The sequence below is a fragment of the Citrobacter sp. XT1-2-2 genome, from assembly GCF_023516235.1.
Classification (GTDB): domain Bacteria; phylum Pseudomonadota; class Gammaproteobacteria; order Enterobacterales; family Enterobacteriaceae; genus Citrobacter; species Citrobacter werkmanii.
On the sequence record NZ_CP097324.1, the window covers coordinates 1,937,655 to 1,955,567 of the forward strand.

General features: G+C 53.1%; 22 protein-coding genes. 3 read left to right on the plus strand and 19 right to left on the minus strand.

Going from position 1 to position 17,913, the window contains the following annotated elements:
- The first annotated feature begins 36 nt into the window (after nucleotides 1-36).
- The 3 genes from sbmC to M4I31_RS09045 all read left to right on the plus strand — a co-directional run bounded on the left by sbmC (nucleotide 37) and on the right by M4I31_RS09045 (nucleotide 2,223).
- Nucleotides 37-504, plus strand: a complete 468-nt coding sequence (gene sbmC / locus M4I31_RS09035) for a DNA gyrase inhibitor SbmC (protein ID WP_085047965.1) — start codon at nucleotides 37-39, stop codon at nucleotides 502-504.
- A gap of 86 nt (nucleotides 505-590) precedes the next feature.
- Nucleotides 591-1,649 (plus strand): FUSC family protein, encoded by a 1,059-nt coding sequence (locus tag M4I31_RS09040; RefSeq protein WP_038641701.1) that lies wholly within the window; start codon nucleotides 591-593, stop codon nucleotides 1,647-1,649.
- A gap of 238 nt (nucleotides 1,650-1,887) precedes the next feature.
- The gene (locus M4I31_RS09045; RefSeq protein ID WP_032939582.1) at nucleotides 1,888-2,223 is read left to right on the plus strand and encodes a DUF496 family protein; all 336 of its coding nucleotides are present in this window, start codon (nucleotides 1,888-1,890) and stop codon (nucleotides 2,221-2,223) included.
- Nucleotides 2,224-2,262: 39 nt separating this feature from the next.
- On the opposite strand, the gene M4I31_RS09050 is transcribed toward M4I31_RS09045, so the two are convergent.
- The 19 genes from M4I31_RS09050 to pduC all read right to left on the minus strand — a co-directional run bounded on the left by M4I31_RS09050 (nucleotide 2,263) and on the right by pduC (nucleotide 17,911).
- Entirely contained in the window at nucleotides 2,263-3,129 is an 867-nt protein-coding gene (locus M4I31_RS09050) for an L-threonine kinase (RefSeq protein WP_085047966.1), read from the minus strand.
- 92 nt (nucleotides 3,130-3,221) lie between these two features.
- Nucleotides 3,222-4,436, minus strand: a complete 1,215-nt coding sequence (locus M4I31_RS09055; RefSeq protein ID WP_085047967.1) for an acetate/propionate family kinase — start codon at nucleotides 4,434-4,436, stop codon at nucleotides 3,222-3,224.
- The gene (gene pduV / locus M4I31_RS09060; RefSeq protein WP_085047968.1) at nucleotides 4,421-4,873 is read right to left on the minus strand and encodes a EutP/PduV family microcompartment system protein; all 453 of its coding nucleotides are present in this window, start codon (nucleotides 4,871-4,873) and stop codon (nucleotides 4,421-4,423) included. Before pduV ends, M4I31_RS09055 begins: the two co-directional genes overlap by 16 nt.
- Nucleotides 4,874-4,877: 4 nt before the next feature.
- Nucleotides 4,878-5,228, minus strand: coding sequence for a propanediol utilization microcompartment protein PduU (pduU, locus tag M4I31_RS09065; protein ID WP_032939586.1), 351 nt, complete (start codon nucleotides 5,226-5,228; stop codon nucleotides 4,878-4,880).
- Nucleotides 5,228-5,782 (minus strand): propanediol utilization microcompartment protein PduT, encoded by a 555-nt coding sequence (gene pduT / locus M4I31_RS09070; protein WP_003030201.1) that lies wholly within the window; start codon nucleotides 5,780-5,782, stop codon nucleotides 5,228-5,230. The genes pduU and pduT overlap by 1 nt, the downstream gene beginning before the upstream one ends.
- Before the next feature lie 2 nt (nucleotides 5,783-5,784).
- On the minus strand, nucleotides 5,785-7,140 hold the full coding sequence (gene pduS / locus M4I31_RS09075) for a cobalamin reductase PduS (protein WP_085047969.1): 1,356 nt from the start codon (nucleotides 7,138-7,140) through the stop codon (nucleotides 5,785-5,787).
- A complete protein-coding gene (locus M4I31_RS09080) occupies nucleotides 7,137-8,249 on the minus strand; it encodes a 1-propanol dehydrogenase PduQ (protein WP_085047970.1) in 1,113 nt (370 codons plus the stop codon). The genes pduS and M4I31_RS09080 overlap by 4 nt, the downstream gene beginning before the upstream one ends.
- Before the next feature lie 10 nt (nucleotides 8,250-8,259).
- Complete coding sequence (gene pduP / locus M4I31_RS09085) at nucleotides 8,260-9,645, minus strand: CoA-acylating propionaldehyde dehydrogenase PduP (protein ID WP_085047971.1); 1,386 nt, start codon at nucleotides 9,643-9,645, stop codon at nucleotides 8,260-8,262.
- The gene (pduO, locus tag M4I31_RS09090; RefSeq protein ID WP_085047972.1) at nucleotides 9,642-10,649 is read right to left on the minus strand and encodes a two-domain cob(I)yrinic acid a,c-diamide adenosyltransferase PduO; all 1,008 of its coding nucleotides are present in this window, start codon (nucleotides 10,647-10,649) and stop codon (nucleotides 9,642-9,644) included. Before pduO ends, pduP begins: the two co-directional genes overlap by 4 nt.
- A gap of 8 nt (nucleotides 10,650-10,657) precedes the next feature.
- On the minus strand, nucleotides 10,658-10,933 hold the full coding sequence (locus M4I31_RS09095; protein WP_042307565.1) for a EutN/CcmL family microcompartment protein: 276 nt from the start codon (nucleotides 10,931-10,933) through the stop codon (nucleotides 10,658-10,660).
- Between the two features lie 3 nt (nucleotides 10,934-10,936).
- Nucleotides 10,937-11,428, minus strand: coding sequence for a microcompartment protein PduM (gene pduM / locus M4I31_RS09100; RefSeq protein WP_038641683.1), 492 nt, complete (start codon nucleotides 11,426-11,428; stop codon nucleotides 10,937-10,939).
- A complete protein-coding gene (locus tag M4I31_RS09105; protein ID WP_038641680.1) occupies nucleotides 11,425-12,057 on the minus strand; it encodes a phosphate propanoyltransferase in 633 nt (210 codons plus the stop codon). The genes pduM and M4I31_RS09105 overlap by 4 nt, the downstream gene beginning before the upstream one ends.
- A complete protein-coding gene (locus M4I31_RS09110; RefSeq protein ID WP_085047973.1) occupies nucleotides 12,057-12,521 on the minus strand; it encodes a BMC domain-containing protein in 465 nt (154 codons plus the stop codon). Before M4I31_RS09110 ends, M4I31_RS09105 begins: the two co-directional genes overlap by 1 nt.
- Nucleotides 12,522-12,545: 24 nt before the next feature.
- Complete coding sequence (gene pduJ / locus M4I31_RS09115) at nucleotides 12,546-12,821, minus strand: propanediol utilization microcompartment protein PduJ (protein ID WP_001057752.1); 276 nt, start codon at nucleotides 12,819-12,821, stop codon at nucleotides 12,546-12,548.
- Nucleotides 12,822-12,840: 19 nt separating this feature from the next.
- A complete protein-coding gene (locus tag M4I31_RS09120) occupies nucleotides 12,841-13,191 on the minus strand; it encodes a glycerol dehydratase reactivase beta/small subunit family protein (RefSeq protein ID WP_038641675.1) in 351 nt (116 codons plus the stop codon).
- Nucleotides 13,181-15,013, minus strand: coding sequence for a diol dehydratase reactivase subunit alpha (locus tag M4I31_RS09125; RefSeq protein ID WP_038641673.1), 1,833 nt, complete (start codon nucleotides 15,011-15,013; stop codon nucleotides 13,181-13,183). The genes M4I31_RS09120 and M4I31_RS09125 overlap by 11 nt, the downstream gene beginning before the upstream one ends.
- A gap of 15 nt (nucleotides 15,014-15,028) precedes the next feature.
- The gene (pduE, locus tag M4I31_RS09130; RefSeq protein WP_085047974.1) at nucleotides 15,029-15,547 is read right to left on the minus strand and encodes a propanediol dehydratase small subunit PduE; all 519 of its coding nucleotides are present in this window, start codon (nucleotides 15,545-15,547) and stop codon (nucleotides 15,029-15,031) included.
- 14 nt (nucleotides 15,548-15,561) lie between these two features.
- On the minus strand, nucleotides 15,562-16,236 hold the full coding sequence (gene pduD, locus M4I31_RS09135) for a propanediol dehydratase medium subunit PduD (protein WP_085047975.1): 675 nt from the start codon (nucleotides 16,234-16,236) through the stop codon (nucleotides 15,562-15,564).
- Between the two features lie 10 nt (nucleotides 16,237-16,246).
- Nucleotides 16,247-17,911 carry a propanediol dehydratase large subunit PduC gene (gene pduC, locus M4I31_RS09140; protein WP_038641668.1) on the minus strand — a complete coding sequence of 555 codons (1,665 nt, stop codon included), beginning with the start codon at nucleotides 17,909-17,911 and terminating at the stop codon, nucleotides 16,247-16,249.
- Nucleotides 17,912-17,913 lie beyond the last annotated feature (2 nt).

Consider the following 17,913-nt stretch of genomic DNA (forward strand, 5'->3'; position numbering starts at 1 on the left):
CACTGTATATACATACAGTGTAATCACGGAGGTTATATGGAGTACGAGATTAAACAGGTCGATAAACGCAGGATTGCCGGTTTTCACATGGTTGGTCCGTGGGAACAAACGGTAAAGCAAGGTTTTGAGCAGTTAATGAAGTGGGTCGACGGGAAGCAAATTGTTCCGCTGGAATGGATAGCCGTTTATTACGACAATCCTGACGTTGTCCCGGCGGAGAAACTGCGTTGCGATACCGTGGTATCTGTGCCTGAAGATTTTGCGATCCCGGAAAACAGCGAAGGGGTGATCCTGACCGAAGTGGCGGGTGGCGACTATGCTGTTGCCGTTGCGCGTGTAGAAAATCATGACTTTGCGACGCCGTGGTACCAGTTTTTTGACTGCCTGATGCAAGATACGACTTTCGAAATAGCTGCTAAACCCTGCTTTGAAGTGTACATGAACAATGGCATCGAGGATGACTACTGGGACATTGAAATGTACATACCGGTGCAGTCGAAGTAACTGTTTTTGATGCAAATCAGGATGATATTTTCAGGCAAAAAACGAGTACAATTCTGTTCTTTGCTATTCGCTGACGGAGTGCATGAGTGCGTGCCAATAAGTCACTGAGCCCTTTTGAAATTCGTTTGTATCGTCATTATCGTGTAGTGCACGGTATTCGCATTGCGCTTGCGTTTATTCTCACTTTTCTGTTGGTACGCCTGTTAAACATTCCTGAAGGTACATGGCCTCTGATCACGCTGGTGGTGATCATGGGGCCTATTTCTTTTTGGGGGAACGTTGTTCCCAGAGCTTTTGAACGTATTGGCGGCACGATCCTGGGATCGGTGCTTGGGCTGGTGGCCCTGCGTCTGGAGCTTTTTTCGCTTCCGCTGATGCTGATATGGTGCGCGGTGGCGATGTTTCTCTGCGGTTGGCTGGCATTGGGCAAAAAACCGTATCAGGCGCTGTTGATTGGTATTACGCTTGCCGTTGTAGTGGGCGCTCCCGCTGGGGATATGAATACGGCGTTATGGCGTGGCGGCGACGTTATTCTTGGATCGTTGCTGGCAATGCTGTTTACCGGCGTGTGGCCACAACGGGCATTTATACACTGGCGTATTCAACTGGCGCATTGCGTCACGGGGTACAATCGGGTGTACCAGGCGGCGCTCTCCCCCAATCTGCTTGAACAACCGCGACTGGAGAAGCATTTACAACAGCTGTTGAGCGAGGTTGTCAAAATGCGCGGGCTCATCGTCCCTGCCAGTAAAGAAACGCATATTCAAAAATCCATTTTTGAAGCTATTCAGACGGTTAATCGTAACCTCGTCTGCATGCTCGAGTTGCAAATCAATGCGCTCTGGGCCAGCCGTACCAGTCACTTTGTTATGTTGAATGCGCATACTTTGCGTGAAACTCAGCTCAGGACGCAGCAGGCGCTACTGACGATAACGCATGCATTATATGAAGGTAATCCACAGCCAGTACTTGCCAATACGGAGAAGCTCAATGATACCGTGGTGGAGCTGCGTCAGCTTATCGCTGAGCATAAGGGCGATAATGTCGCGGAAACGCCTATTCACGGCTACGTTTGGTTGAATATGGAGATGGCGCGACAGCTGGAGTTACTTTCTCATTTAATCTGTCGCGCGCTGCGCAAATAAAGAGCAGATGAGGGGATTGGTTCTACTGCTGCTTCGATTCAGCAACGATTAGAGGTATGATACTGAAAAAGGCTAAAACCATTGGTAACTGCAATGGCTTTACCCTCGATAATTCAGGTTTCAACCATGCATTGTCGATGCAGATGCAACTTGAAGTATGGCGGGCATGAAAGTAATGTTGACCCACTTTAGCCGTTGTTTAAACGAATCCGAATCTCACATTATCAGGGGTGTAAAAATGGAAACTACCAAGCCTTCTTTCCAGGACGTGCTGGAATTTGTTCGTCTGTTCCGTCGTAAAAACAAACTGCAACGTGAAATCCAGGACGTTGAGAAAAAGATCCGTGACAACCAGAAACGTGTCCTGCTGTTGGACAACCTGAGCGACTACATCAAGCCAGGCATGAGCGTGGAAGCGATTCAGGGCATTATCGCTAGCATGAAAAGCGATTACGAAGATCGCGTTGATGATTACATCATCAAAAATGCTGAGATCTCAAAAGAGCGCCGCGATATTTCTAAGAAGCTGAAAGCCATGGGTGAACTGAAAAACGGCGAAGCGAAAGCTGAGTAACGATTTATGCTTGTCCGGGTCGCTGCTGTGCGGCGACCCTTATTGCAGTTCCACTCCGCCTGCGACCATTCGCAATAAATGCTGTTCTGGCCAGTGAACCGTCAGTTTTTTCTGTGTCAGCATCCATTTTATGTAATCCACATCATGACGCGTTCTGTCCAGCATCAGGCCGACAACGCTGCCGCTGTGCGCAACGTTAACGCCGTATAAATCACATTCCTCTACCAGCGCTAATAGCGAATCAAAATCTGGTTTCGGTAACAGCAACTGGCTGGCGGTTGCGCTTAGCGTGGCAGCTTCGCCCATCCGGTAAGGATTTTGGCTGATACAAGCTTCCTGTACCTTTTCCCATGCTCGTTTGAGGGCCGGAGCACCTGCCTGTAACCCGGAATGACGCGGAATACGGTGATAATCAGCAGTGCGCAATGTTTCCGGGCTTTCGAGAACCAGCAGATCGAGTTGAGGCTGGGCTTCGCAGGCAATTTGCGTGGAGGCGTCGTTATGATCGAAAAGGGTAAGCTTACGAAAAACGGTGCTGTCGGTAGGCTCCAGCGAAACGCAAAGTTGCGCCAGCGTAGATTCATCTAGGTGATGGCCCAGGTGATGTGCCGTGGCGACAGCAGTGGCGGCAATATCTGCAGTGCTGCTGGCCATTCCTTTAGCGATAGGAATAGTTGACTGGACATCAATTCGGATATCCTCACTCATCTGCGGCGGGTATTGCCAGTGCTGCAATAGCCGATTAACCATCGCCCGTGAAAGTGGACGTTCCTCTGCCAGCGGTGAGCCTGAAGTGACCTCAACGGTGCTATACCATTCGACCGGGCAGGAGACTAATTTCTCACTGCCCAGAATCCAGCCCTGGATAAGTTCTCCGCATGATGCGGGACATTGCGCAATAGCCACGTATTCACCTTTGTGATCAGCAATCCTCGGCGCATAGTGTCATGGCGATCGCGCTATTACCATGATTTGCCGCAATTTGCAGTGCGGCAGGATTAAGCTGGAATGCCCAACGTCACAGTTTCCGCTATCGCTAAACGCATAACGTCCTGCGCTATCATCAGCTCTTCGTTGGTATTGATCACCGCCACTTTGACCAGCGAATTTTCTGTCTGAATAAAGGTGGCGTTTCGCTGATTTTTTTCTTCATCGACGGCCAGTCCCAGGAAATTCAGATTGTGACAAATTGCGCCGCGCGCCCGCGCTGAGTTTTCTCCTATGCCTCCGGTAAACACCAGCGCATCCAGACCGCCCATCTGCATAATATAGCTACCAATGGTGGCGCGAATTCGCTCGGCAAAAAGCGTCAACGCCAGCGCAGCCTGATGATTGCCCGTATCTGCGGCATGTTCAACGTCGCGATAGTCAGGTGAGATCCCAGAAACGCCGAGTAAGCCGGATTCATTGTTAAGCAATTGGTTGAGCTGCTGCGGTGTCTTGCCCTCGCGCAGGGCAATCCACGGCAAAATAGACGGATCAATATCGCCACTTCGCGTGCCCATCATCACGCCAGACTGTGGCGTAAACCCCATAGAGGTATTAACTGATTGACCACCTTTGATGGCGCAGATGCTGCTGCCGTTGCCAAGATGACAACAAACGACGCGCAGGGCGCTGAGAGGCACCCCTAACTTTTCAGCAAGCTGGGCGCTGACATATTTGTGGCTGGTGCCATGAAATCCGTAACGACGAATACCCAGCTCTGAATAGTAACGCCAGGGCAGGGGATAAATGAAAGAAGGCTCGTCAAGCGTCTGATGAAAAGCGGTGTCAAAAACCGCCACGGCCGGCGTTTCGGGTAATAGCTGGCGAAATACTGCAATTCCCAACGCATTTACCGGGTTATGTAGCGGGGCCAGTTCCGCAAGGCGATCAATTTCCGCCAGCGTTTCATCGGTTACCAGTGCGGAATCTTTAAAAGATTCCCCGCCGTGTGCGACGCGATGCCCCACGCCGTCGATCTCCTGCAGACTGCTGATAATATTGTGGTTGAGCAGTTTTTCCAGGAGCAGCGTCACTGCTTCACGATGATCGGCTACGGGCAATATTTCCTGCCATTTTTGCGCAGGCGTTTTAAGGGTGACCTGCGCATCAGACATACCAATACGCTCGATCAACCCCTGACAAATCATTTCACCTTGTGGCATCGCCAGAAGCTGAAACTTGAGCGAGGAACTCCCCGCATTAATGGCCATTATTTTGTGAGACATGAAAGTTCCTTTGCATTCAGAAAAATGAACATCTCATCGACACCTGTATTCTCCAGCGCACTGGTGACAAACACTTTTTGCACGCCAGCCTCGACTAACCAGTTCTCAACGAGGGAAATGCGCTGCGGATTGGCTAAATCGGCTTTAGTGACGAGGCCAATAACGGGTCGGTTCATTGGGCCTGTGAAACCGGGAGAAAATGGCGACCACGGCGCGTCAGCATTGAGGACCAGCGCGATGATGTCTGCTTCACAGGCGCTGGCCAGCAGCGCACTGTACAGACAGCGGTTTTCAAGATATTCGCCCGGTGTATCTATCGCTGTGGGCGACCAGACTATGGCCTGGGTCTTCTGATAGTGAAGCGCTTCTCCCCGCATGCATTGTGTGAGCGACGTTTTTCCGCACTGGCTGGGTCCGATTAGCATGATGCGTTTCATGAGATTACGTCCGGGTGATGGGGCACGCGGTAAAACGCATCATTTCGCCCAGCGTTCGGGTTACCTGTTTTAGCGCGTACTCAACGGCGGAGACATCGCCCGTCAGTACCACTGCGCCGGTAAATCGGTCGAGAAAACCAATCTCTACCGCCCCGGATTTCGTGGCGATATCGCAGGCGATAATTGAGGCTTCGCTGGGGGTAATCGTCAAAATCCCGATTGCGGATACTGAATCCTGTAACCCCAGCTTCTTGAACAAATCTTTTCCGGGATTGGCGATAAGATGCGCCAGCGTGACCTGCTTGCCAGGAACATATTCCTGGATCATACGATCCGTGGTGGGCTGTCTTTCCATTATCCCTCCACCATCTGCCGCCACATGCTTTCATGCGGGCGAGGTATAACGGAGCGATAAACCAACAGGCCTTTTTCACCCGCGCTTTCACTGGCAACCGTTACTGCGTTATTCACATCGGATACATCGCCAGCGACAACCATGTAGCACTTGCCGCCAATACCAAATGCCATGTGCACGCGTACCAGTGTGACGTTGGAAGCTTTAACAGCGCGATCCGCAGCACAGATACAAGCCGCCACGCTCCATGTTTCAACAATCCCGACGGCCTGACGCTTATCCACGCTATTTAACCCGCTGATTGCCGGGAGTACGCTGGCATGAATATTAGGCAGTACCAGACTGTCGACGAGCATATCGCCAGCAAGAGATGTACCAGTGGCTATCGCCTGTTGTACTGCGCCTACGTCACCACCGAGCATGAGCAGGAATTTTCCCGGGCAGATGGTCTTGCTGACCAGTAAATTCACATTCGCGCTTTTTAACATGGCATCGCCAGCTTCCATTCCTTTGGCAATGCTGGTGAGTTCTAAGATCCCTATAGCCTGAGACATGATTAACCTCTTATTACCGTGATGGATTGCTCAGTGATTTCGCTGACAATACCGTCAATACTGGCGTGGACAGGCGCACCTAATGCGCCTGTCGGCACATCGGCAACGCATTGACCGCGAACAACGCGATCGCCTTGCTGCACACATGGGATGGCGCTGGCGCCAATATGCTGGCGTAGCAACAGCGTCGTTTCATCGGTGGAAAAATCAGTCTCAGCCAGTGGCGCATCGTGATACCAGTCGCTAAGACCCAGTTTGGTAATAAGGCGCTTAACCGGGATCAACCGGTACTTCGCCATTTCATCCTCAGGATTTAGCGGCCCTTCATAACGATGGTTGAGCGCCCGTAGTTCGCGTTTAAGCATACGGTTGATTCGCATCGGCGATATTCCAACCGGACAGGCAACGCTTTCACAGACATTGCATTCTGAACAGGTCAGGGCCGTGAGCAGCAGCTGTGGTGTGGCCGCCTGCTGATAATTAACCGCGCGAACCAGCAGATGCGGTGATAATTCATGGCCGATTAAGTGCCTTGGGCACAAATCCGTACACAAACGGCACTGCTCGCATACGGTTTTTGCGACGGAAAGCACGGTGCGTTCATCCTGCATTCGCCGCTGAATCAGCGCATGAGATTTTGGTAAAACCAGCAACCCACCGGTGGTCTTGCTGACGGGGGTATCCAGGGAGGTAATCAGACCGCCCATCATCGGGCCGCCATTAATAAATCCTGGATCGTCAACGGTTGCGCCTCCCGCCAGCGCCAGCACCTCGCGAAGTGACATCCCGATAGGGACAGTGAGTGTGATGGGTTTGGCTACTGCGCCGTTGACGGTCAACGTACGACGGGTAACGGGATATTGCTGTTCAACCGCTCTGGCGATGTTGAGCACGGTCTGGACGTTATTAACCACCACGCCGACGCTGACCGGCAGTGCGGCAGGTGGGACCCTCCGGCCTGTTGCCATCCAGATGGTCAGCACCTCGTCACCGGCCGGGTAGACATCAGGTAAAATGTGTAACCGGATATCGGCAGGTAGCAGAGGAGCTAACGCATTGATAGCCTTCTGGTATTTTTCTTTGAGCGCAATAATACCGGCACTGGCTCCGGTAGCCGTCATGGCATATTTAACGCCGCGAATAAGTCGACCTGCCTGGACGCTCATCAATTGCTGGTCAACTTTTAACATCGGTTCACATTCGGCGGCATTCACCAGAAATGTATCGACCTGCGCCTGTAATTTTACGTGCGCAGGAAAGCCTGCACCGCCGGCTCCAACAACGCCAGCAGCCCGAACGCGTTCGCGTATCGTCTGCGCATCATAAAGCGTGGACTCTGCCGCCATGGCTGTATTCATAATAATTCCTCAAGCAGTTCCTGCATGGCACTGGTGTCGGCAACACGAGGATTGGTTTGCAGCGTGACATCAGCCAGCGCTGCCTGAACCATCGACGGTATACGCTGTGACCAGTTTTGCTTTCCGTCTTTGAGTGCGTCAACGAAAGAAGGTAACGCACACTGTTTTTTGAGAAGCTCAATGTGATGAATGAGCGCATTCAGCGCAGCCGTATCGTTCGCGTTATCCGGGCATAAATGGCAGGCTTTAGCGAAACGGGCATAGCGCTTCGCGGCCCTGGGGTCGCGGGCATTAAAATGAATAACAGGGGTCAGCAGCAGTGCATTGGCAAGTCCGTGGGGCAGATGAAACTGGCCGCCCAACTGATGGGCAATCGCATGGTTTATACCCAACCCCGCCTGGCTAAATGCCATTCCTGCGAGCGTTGACGCGTTGTGCATTTTCCCCCTGGTTGCCAGACACTCGCCTTTGCTGACGGCGACGGGAAGGTACTGGAAGACGATTTGTGCCGCTTTTTCCGCCAGCGCGTCGGTAAAGTCGCTGGCCTTCGTGGACACGTAAGCCTCCAGCGCATGTGTCAGGACGTCCATGCCGGTATTCGCGGTGATGGCAGGAGGTACGCTGACAACCAGCGTTGGATCGAGGATGGCCATATCCGGGTAAAGCGCATTATCAAACAAGGGATATTTAATGCCTTTATCCGGGTCGCTAATCACGCAGGCGCTGGTCACTTCCGAGCCTGTGCCGCTGGTGGTGGGAATAGCAACACAGGTTTCGATTTCAATACCAAACTGTCGGCTGAACCAAACGATGGCTTTCGCGGCATCCAGCGCTGAGCCTCCGCCAAAACCAATGACAACATCCGGTCGCAGGGACTGCATTTGCGCAATCCCTTGCACCACCGTGCTAATGGTTGGGTCGGGGGTAATATCGCTGAAAATGCTGATGCGATTATCCGCAGGAAGCGTGTTGCGCAGCTTTTCAATCACAGGAGAACGCGCCAGAAAACCATCGCAGATAATCCAGATATGCTTATTCGTGAAACGCTTGAGCACATCCAGGCTTCCCTGGCCGCTGAATAATCGAGTTTGCAGTGAAAAGCTTTTCATAACGGCCCCATTAGCGAATAGAAAAACCGTTTGTCAGCACGCAACGACGAGAACGTGCGAAAGTACGTGCCGATGTTGTTCCTTCACCGGTCGGCGTCGCAATTGTGAAAGTGGTAAAGCCTTCACCACCCACGCCAATCCCGGCGTAAGAGGGGCCATTTTTCACAAAAATGGAGGTCTGAAGCGTGCGTGCGGCAAGATTCAAACGCGACACATTCTGTGAATGCATAATGGCGGTGTGATGCAATCCCTCTTCAACTTTCAGAGCCAACGTTAACGCACTGTCAAAATCGCTCACCGTGACGATGGGGAGCATTGGCATTAGCTGCTCGCTGGTAACCCACGGGTCGTCAGCCTTGACGATACCTATCAGTAATCGAGGCGCTTTTGCCGGAACAGGTATTCCTGCGGCTTCCAGTAAGGTGGCCGGGCTTTTTCCTACCAGCTTTTTATTGGCCATGCCTTCGGGCAAACAGACTGCCCGCAGTTTGTCTACCTCTTCGCTCGTGAGAAGCAGTGCGCCAAAAGACTGCATTTGTTGAACCAGGCGTTCGGCAACGGCACTAACAACAATCAGGCTCTTCTCAGCAATGCAGGGGAGGTTGTAATCAAAAGATGCGCCGTTGATGATATCTTCCGCCGCCTTAACCAGGTCGGCTGTTTCATCGACAATACAGGGAGGGTTGCCTGCGCCTGCGCCAATGACTTTTTTCCCGCTTTTCATACCCATAGCAACAATGCCTGGGCCACCGGTAATCGCCAGAACTGCGATTTTAGGGTGTGCCATCATCTGCTGGGTAGCCTCAAAGGTGGGTTCTGTGACCGTGACGACAAGATTCCGGATCCCGCAGCAGCGGTAAACAATATCTTCAATCATGGCAATCAGTTTCAGTGAGACCGCTTTCGCGCCCGGATGCGGGCTAAAATAAACGCTGTTCCCCGCAGCCAGCATGCTGATGCTGTTGTTAATAATGGTTTCCGTCGGGTTGGTACTGGGGGCGACGGAGCCAATCACGCCAAATGGTGAATACTCGAATAACACCATGCCGCCATCGCCGGTCAGTGCCGTGGTGGTGAGATCGTCGATCCCTGGAGTATTGTCCAGCGCAGCTTTATTCTTGAGGAATTTATCCTCTTTGTTGCCCATTCCTGTTTCAGCTGCGCTCTCAGCGGCCAGGGAAGCAAGATGAGGGGTCAGTTCTTCTCGCAGGGCGTGAATGATGGCACTGCGGGTTTTCAATGGCGATTGCTGGTAACGTAAAAAAGCCTGATGCGCGGCTTCGATAGCTTCACCCACGGACGGAAAAATTCCGTTTCCTTTGGTTTCTGTTTTTGCCGGGGCGAGTTGTTCACTCAAAATGTTACGGATGAGGGTTTCAAGTTCTGAAGTATTCATTGATGTGTTCTCACGTTAATCGCCGCAATGGCCGTTTCTGCAATGTCCATATCCTGGTCAACGCTTCCCCCGCTGATGCCAAGACCCCCAAGGAGTAGACCCTCTCGCCATAATGCGTATCCGCCACCAAAAGTGACGACTTTTCCCTGCATATGGCTTTCCAGACCGTAAAGCGCCGCGCCTGGTTGCACCGCTGACGTTAATTCATGCGTGGCGGTTTTCATCGCCACGGCGGTCCAGGCTTTTTTGGGTGCCAGTTCGCTACTGACGAGCAATGCGTCAGGCATACGCCAGGTCACCGTTTGGGTCCCGTTCGCATCAACAATGCTGATGACGACCGGAACCTGAAGTTCTTCTGCTCTCGTCACCGCAGCGCGAGTCAGTTGGTGGAGCTCCTGAAAAGACAGAGACATAGTCGGCTCCTTTGTGGCTGATGTACGGATGGCGGCGAGATAACGCTCAGCCACTTTCTGAATAATGTCGTTTTGATGGGCGTCATGATCTTCTGCCCGTGCGAGCGCATATAAGCAGTCGGACAGACGATTGATGTAACGCATCAGCACATGTCTGACGGCGATATCGGCAGAAAGCTCCACCAGTCGCCTCTCTGCGCGGCGAGCCAGCGTACGGGCAAAATGCAGACGGCTGGCCGCTTCGCTGCGGCCCGGTAAAATAAAGCTGCGCAGCGGCGTTACTCTCCCCATCGCGGTATCGATGGCGGTTTCCAGCGCTGCAATTTCTTCTGAACTGATGTAGCGCTGCTCTGGGTTTGGTTGTTCGCTCTCGCTGGCGAGTTCGGCGCTGAACCAAAAAAGCTGCAGTTGAATGTTTTCAAGTAACTGGCGGTGCTGTGGGCTTTTCGCCGCACAAATACACAGGCTAAGCGCCGCATTGAGTTCGTCTAGCGTCCCGTAAGCCTCGACGCGCGGATGCGTTTTGCTTACGCGTTGCCCGGTAAAGAGGACCGTTGTGCCGGCATCGCCAGTGCGGGTATAAATCGCCATAGTTCCTCCTAACGAGAAAGCGTGTCGACAATGCCGACAATAGCCAGATCGATGGCCTCATTTGGGCCGGAGAAAACGTGCCGGGCACTGGAGCCGCTGCTGAGTAAAACCAGTTCGCCGGTTCCTGCGCCGACAGAATCAACGGCGACTTCGTCCCCGGTCGTCGGGGAGGCTGGCAGCTCTCCGTCAGCACTCACCCGACGTACCAGTAATAGCTTCTTCCCGACCAGGGAGGGGGACTTTTGCGTGGAGACAACAACGCCTGTAACCCGTGCCAGATGCATAGCTCACTCCTGCTTAATTAATTGGACATTTCGCGTACTGACAGTTTCCTGAGCAAGCGCAGTGACGACACATCGACGGCGTAGCACTAGAACCGCATCGTGCAATTGGGCGACGTCGGCGTAACTGAGAAGTTTTTCAGGATGCAGAACGATGGCTCGCCCCAGTTCGTCACCAAACTCCAGCGGCAGACGCGCGAGTTTTTTCACGGGTACTGCGGGTAACAATTGGTGATGTAGAGAAATTTTCACGCGGACTCCGCATGCCAGCGCTTCGTGGATCGTGACTACCGACATATTGGCAGGGCTGCTTTCGACAATTTGCTCCAGCAGGAGCAGGTCAGCCTGCAAAATGTGCAGTGACGAGTATTGGCAGCATAGTATCCGTGGGTCTACTTCCCGTAACTGCGCGACGCTGAGGGAGATCGTGCTTGCCGCGCGTTTTTTTAATCGGGAAACAACCTCCTCGATAATGCGTTGCAGCAGTTCGTTGTTCATTGTGAAGTCACCAGTGTGGCGAATGCCTGCGGATTATCCGCCCCTGCGGCATTGGCTTCGTCGGTATCAATATGCATCTCAAGGCGCATATCCGGCGAAACGCGTACGGCGACGTTATCAAAAATCAGCCGGCGTTCATCGCCATTAATGGCGACCGAGACTTTATCACCATGGGAAACCCGCAGAATCAGGGCATCGAGCGGCGACATATGGATATGTCGTTGAGCAACGATGACGCCGGATGTTAAGTCCAGTTCAGCAAATGGACTGACAAGGCGAATACCCGGCGTGCCCTGAATATTGCCCGACATACGCAGCGGGGCAGCAATACCTAGCGTACGGGCATCGGTACGTGAAATTTCAACCTGACTGGCGCTTCGTAGCGGGCCGAGTAAACGCACATTTTTTAACTGTCCTTTAGGTCCAACCAGCGTGACGGTCTGCTCTGCAGCGTATTGTCCGGGCTGCAATAGCCCTTTTTTCTTGCTGATAGGCTGATTGGGAAACAAACGGACGTAATCTTCAGTACAAAGATGAATATGACGATTAGAGATCCCCAGCGGAATAGGGCGCTCGCGCATTTCATCCAGAACTTTGGCGACCGTTGACTTGAGTTGCTGTTTATCCATCACGCTTTACCTCGTTTGCCAGAGTGCAGACAAAGAGAGCGGGGCTCACCTTTCTGGCGGGTACAGGCTGGGTCAAGGCACAGATTGCAGCTAATCAACTCCGCATTTTGCGGCGCTTCGGACGCTGTGCTGTCCACCAACATCTCTTCTTGCGGCTCGACCTGGATGGGGTCGGGTGTTGGCTCGGGTTCCGGTGTAACGCTATGTGACAGGATTCCGTCCCCTGGTCTGGAAATGACTTTGTGAGCCACCAGCCCATCGCGTTGGTCCGCGAAACTGACACCGGTAGAAATGGCCGCCTGCACGGAGGCCACATCCCCGATTATCTTGATCACCGTCCAGCCTGAACCGTTGGTTTTTTCGAGGCCCACCAGCGTGATGGAGGCGGCTTTCGCCATGACGTCCGCGCAACTGATGGCTAATGCCAGACCACTAACTTCGAGTAATCCCAGTGATTGCTTCACGCTGTGCTCCTTGGTTGCAACGACTTATGCGGATTTAGGTAAAATGGCTTCAACGTCGCTGTGCGGACGCGGGATAACGTGGCAGGATTTCACCTCGCCAACGGCGCTTGCAGCTGCGCTTCCTGCATCTACTGCGGCTTTCACCGCACCGACATCACCACGGACCATAACGGTGATCAGGCCTGAGCCGATTTTTTCGTAACCGACCAACTGCACGTTTGCGGATTTCACCATGGCATCAGCGGCTTCAATAGCGCCGACAAGCCCTTTTGTTTCAACCAGTCCCAGTGCGTTATTCATACTGCTTGTCTCCTGTGGGTTATGAGTGGCATTCCCGGAATGGAATGCCTTTAACCAGCCGCGCAGCGTTATTACCGATGCTGCGACGAGCGTGGTTATCTTGTTGATACATCAGCGTAAAAAGCGGCGCTGACGCGGGTAGATTTTTGTAGTGCACGACCAGTTTTTCGCGACTGCAGCCAATGCCAACCAGCAGCGGCGACTGGCATGCCGCGAGCCATGCGTTGTGGATAACGTCGGCTGAATGGTTCTCCTGAATCACAAACGGGATCCCTTCTTCTTCAATACCCAGCAGCACATCGTTCCAGGTGTCAGCACAGTCACCGGTGGTGAAGATAACGATAGCGGGCGTGTTGAGATTACTTTCCATGAGCGAACGCCTTGTGCCAGGAGAGAATCAGCCCGGTCGCGACCGCATTGCGCGGACCCTCGGTGCCACGAATGTTGCCGCGCCCGGCAACCAGGCGATAATGCGCCAGCGCATCGGTTACAAGTTGCGGTACTTCGAAATCCAGGGACGAGCCACCAACCAGCACCACAAAGGGAATATCCCGAATGTTCCCGGTCGGACTCACCTGACGTAACGCTCTGAGCGCGTTGGTGACAAAAACGCGCTCCTTGGCGCTGCGGCGAATGGCCCGTACTTTCTCCAGCGCCAGTTCGCCTGGCAGGGGCACCAGCTCATCAGGTTTTACTACGCACACGCGGGCAAAAACCGTTGGCGGAAGAGGCTCAGGGAAGAACTGAACGCTGCCATCTTCGTGGCGAAGATGGAACAAGCTCTCAACTTTCGCTAGCGGGTACTTTTTGATCTCTTCGGCCAGATAACGGTCATCCAGCCCCAGTTCACGGGCAATAATCATCGTGACCATATCGCCCGCGCCCGCCAGGTGTGTGGCAATAATTTCGCCTTTCGGGTTGATGATGGAGGCGTCGGTCGATCCCGCACCGAGATCCAGAATAGCCAGTGGTCGCGTCGTACCCGGAGTGGTTAAGGCCCCGAGAATGGCCGCTTCGGCTTCAGCCCCGCCAACCTGGACATCAATGTTGAGCTTTTGCGTGATCTCCTGGGCAATCATTGCCATTTGCAGGCGATCTGATTTCACCATTGAGGCAATACCGACAGCCTGTTCCAGAGAAAACTCACCGGCAAGTCCACCGGTCACGCTGACGGGAACCGAGGTATCAACCGCCAGTAGATCCTGAATAAAGATTTCCTGACTGGGTTTGTTGGTTAATTCAGCCATTGTCTGGCGTACATGTTCCAGCATGCCGCCAATATTGGTCCCCGCTTCGCCGGTAACATTATCCAGTTTCGGGCACTCACCAACGGCTTTCATAATCGCGTCAGCGCCTGCTGCAACGTCGACGCGTACGGTACGCCCTTGTGACTGTAGCTCCAGATTTCCGGCGGGAATGGCTCGTGCTTTCACATCGCCTGACGGCGTTTTCACCACCACGGCAGAGCGGTTGCCGATCAGCGCGCGCGCCATCGGGACAATGTTTTTAGTCTCGTCGGCATTGAGACCAAAGACAGTTGCAATCCCGTAGGGGTTAGAAAGCGTTTCAATGACCTTTCCGGGAACCGCGACCTCAATAGCAGCTAACATACCCAATGGGATACGGTCGATATGAAGCACTTCATCCACGATGGGCAGGGGGTGAGTCAGACGATTGCTGACCAACACGCCATCGTCTTGCTGCAAAATTACGCCAGTTAACTGGTATCCGGCGCGTACCGAGGCATTAATCATCGTGGCGACATCGGCGAAATCAAATGCTGATGACACCACCAGAATATAAGGTGTATCCGCCGGACGGCTGAGCAGCTCTTCCGGCGTAATAGTAATGCCAACACCCAGCCCGACACCGCCCGGCGTTTTAGGGTTATGGCCGATCATGGTGGATTCAGTGATGATGGTTTCGGTGATTGTTTCCATCGCCACGTCGCCAATGACCGGAGTGGCTTCGTTAATACGGATGAGCGAAATATCGCTGACATTGATGCCGGCGTTTTTTGCTGCCAGCGTAAGTGCCTCCTGAATGCCAAACACATTACGCAATGTGCCTTTTATCCCGGTGGTTTCTGCCAGGGCGCTGTTGGTAATACACAGCGCGCCAGACTCATCCAGGGTAGCCAGAGCGACTTCCGTTGATGAGTTACCTATGTCAATGCCAGCTATATATCGCATGATCCTGTCCCTGAGTTAGTCGTCGCCTTTGAGTTTTTTACGCTCAACATACAGCGCAGCCGCTTCACGAACGAAAGCCGCACAGATCTTTGCCTGATAACGATTTTCGAGATCGTCAGCGATAGCCATCAGCTCATCTTTAGTCGAGCGATACGGGCGTAGCGCGTTGTAGATCTCCAGGATGCGATCGTCAGGTACAGCGGTTAGCTCTGCGGCGCGCTCAAAGTTCATCGCCAGCCTGTCACGCCCGGCATCTTTGGCGATTTCCGCCTGCAGGCGCAGCGTTTCGGGCGTGATGCGCATGTCCTGTGCCGTCACCTTGTTGCTCAGAACATTTTCGAGCGTGAAATCATCCAGGGTTTTATTGGTCGCGGTTTTTACCCACTCAGGATGTTTATTCGCGAGAGGGTAATCCGTGACTTTCGCGGTATGTGCTGATGAACTTGCCGCAACCGGAGTTGCGGACTGGCCTTGCAGGCTGTTCATCCGGCTCAGCACATCCCGAACCATCGATTCAATTGCGTCGGTATTCATGGAGTTATCCTTTATCAAAGCGCCACGCGCAGTTCCTGCGGGTTTTTGCCCGTCACGACATATTTGGTCTCTTTAATGTGCAGAATGGCCGATTTCGCCTGGTACTTAGGTCGAGCCATCTGGTCATTCAGAGTAGGGACCGGTTGCGGAGATTCACGCTTGGCATAACGCGCGGCGTTTTTACCGATCTGACGATAGGTTTCCAGCGTCAGAAGCGGCGCCTGAGGGAACAGTTCCAGATTAGAAAGCGGCGGTAATCCCTGTTGGTGGATAACCGTGGTGCCTTTTGACTGGATGCCGATAGAGATCCCGGAACCACTCAGACGGTTGCCTTCCACGGCGACAAACGCGACATCAGAGGATTTAAAGCAGCGGATAACGCGTGCTTTAATGCCTTCCTCTTCAATCCCGGCAATCACTTCGCGCAAGATATTCTTATGCGGGATCCCGACGATATTGACGGTTTGTGAGAGCCCGAACGCTGGACCTACGGCAATAATCACTTCGTCTTGCTGCTGACCTTGTTTAGCTTCGCCAATCTCAGTCAGAAAACTGTCGCCCTGTATCGCTGCGGCCTGCGGCGCGCTTGCCGCTGTCGATGCGTGGAATGAGACGGGTTTGTCGCTGGTCTGCATTTCAGACAGCACGTCTTCAATTATCTGGCGCAGCAGCTTTTCATTAATTTCCATTTTTCACCCCTTAGCCAAGTTCGTTGGGATCAAGTGCGCCAGGGATGTTTTTGATCTCTTCCCAGCGTTCGCCTTGCAGGCGATAACCTGTTGCCGGACCGGCATAGTCATTGACGTCATTTACTGCGGATAGCACCTGTCCGTCGCCAACGATAATGGCGGAGGTATGCAGATAATCCCCGGTTAACTTGGCTTTCTGGATGTTGAGCATGTCCTGCGCAACATCGGTAAACCCGCCCTGAGCAAGCGCTTTTACCACTTCAAGACCGTTGCGATTTTTACTGATGATCTCTTGTGCAAATTTGATGTCTTCAACGATGTTGCGCTCTGGCATATCTTTCGATCCGTGAGCGTAAGTCGCAGCTTCCACTTCTTCATCAGTGATTGGCGGTAATCCCATCCCGGCAAACACAGCCTGCAGCGCGCGGGCCGCTTTGTTACGAATGGCGATAACATCTTCTTCTCGAACCGGACGCAGGCCGCCGTCCACTTTCAGGTCGCGCTGGATAACGTTGTAGTCGTCAAAGTCTTCAGCATCTTCGTTGGAACCGGCGAACATGTTGTCGTAGTTCGGCACCGCGGAATAACCGGAAGAGATGAAGTCAGTACCTGGCAGGAACTGCATCAGCAGACGCGCGGTACGACGCATATCCGAGTGGGTAAAGGTCTGGTCGTTGCTGGAGGCGCATTCCAGATCCAGAGAAGAACAGATCAGGTTTTCGGCCAGAACCGCACGAATACCGGACGGCACGGCGGAAGGCACGCCGATGCAGCTTACTGAGCCGTTTTGCAAACCCTGCACGCCAGCGGCTTTGGTGATGTAAATGCAGCGGGCTTCCAGATAAAGCATCGATTTACCTTCGGCATAACCCATCTGAACTTCAGATCCAGAGCCGGAAGTAAAGCGCATTTTCAGGCCGCGAGAGGCGTAGGAAGAGGCGAGGAAGCCTTTCGACCATGGTGTGTCGTCGCCGTCGGTAAAGACGGGTTCTGTACCATAGACGGAGATAGTTTCCGCGTAGCATGTGTGGCCCAGCATGCCGAGCTTAAGTTCGGTTGCTTCTTCCAGAGAGCACTGAGTTAACACGCCAGGGCGTCCAACCTGTGAACCGACTAACAAGGCAATGGCGTTAAATGGCGCGTAGCGTGCGACGGCAACGGTCGTTTCCTGTTCGTCAAATCCGCGCCATGCGCCTTCTGCAGCGTCAGCGGCAATCTGTACCGGGTTATCTTTGACGTTAGTGACGTGCGCCTGTTGAGACGGAGTTCGACGAGCGCGCATTTTCTGCATGGCCATCATCATCTCGACGACGTTCATATGGGACACCACTTCGACAATTTTTGCTGGTGTCATGGCGGTGGTCAGCGGCACGATGTCTTTGCGTTTCACGTTAGGGTCGCAAAGCATATTGGCCAGTTTAACCGAGTCCATGGCCATGACTTCTTCAGCGCGCGCCAGGTTAATGCCGTAGCGGGCAATGAAATGGTCAATTAAGTCAAATTCACTGGCGGATTTGCCGTCCAGTTCAGTCACAGTACCGTTGACGATTTTAATCGATGGTTTAGGGTCGTTCGGGCTTTCCATCGCAATGAAGCCTTCTTCGATCCACTCCTTAACGAAACCATCCTGATTCACAGGGCGTTTCGCTAGTGCTTCAAATCTTTTCGATCTCATGA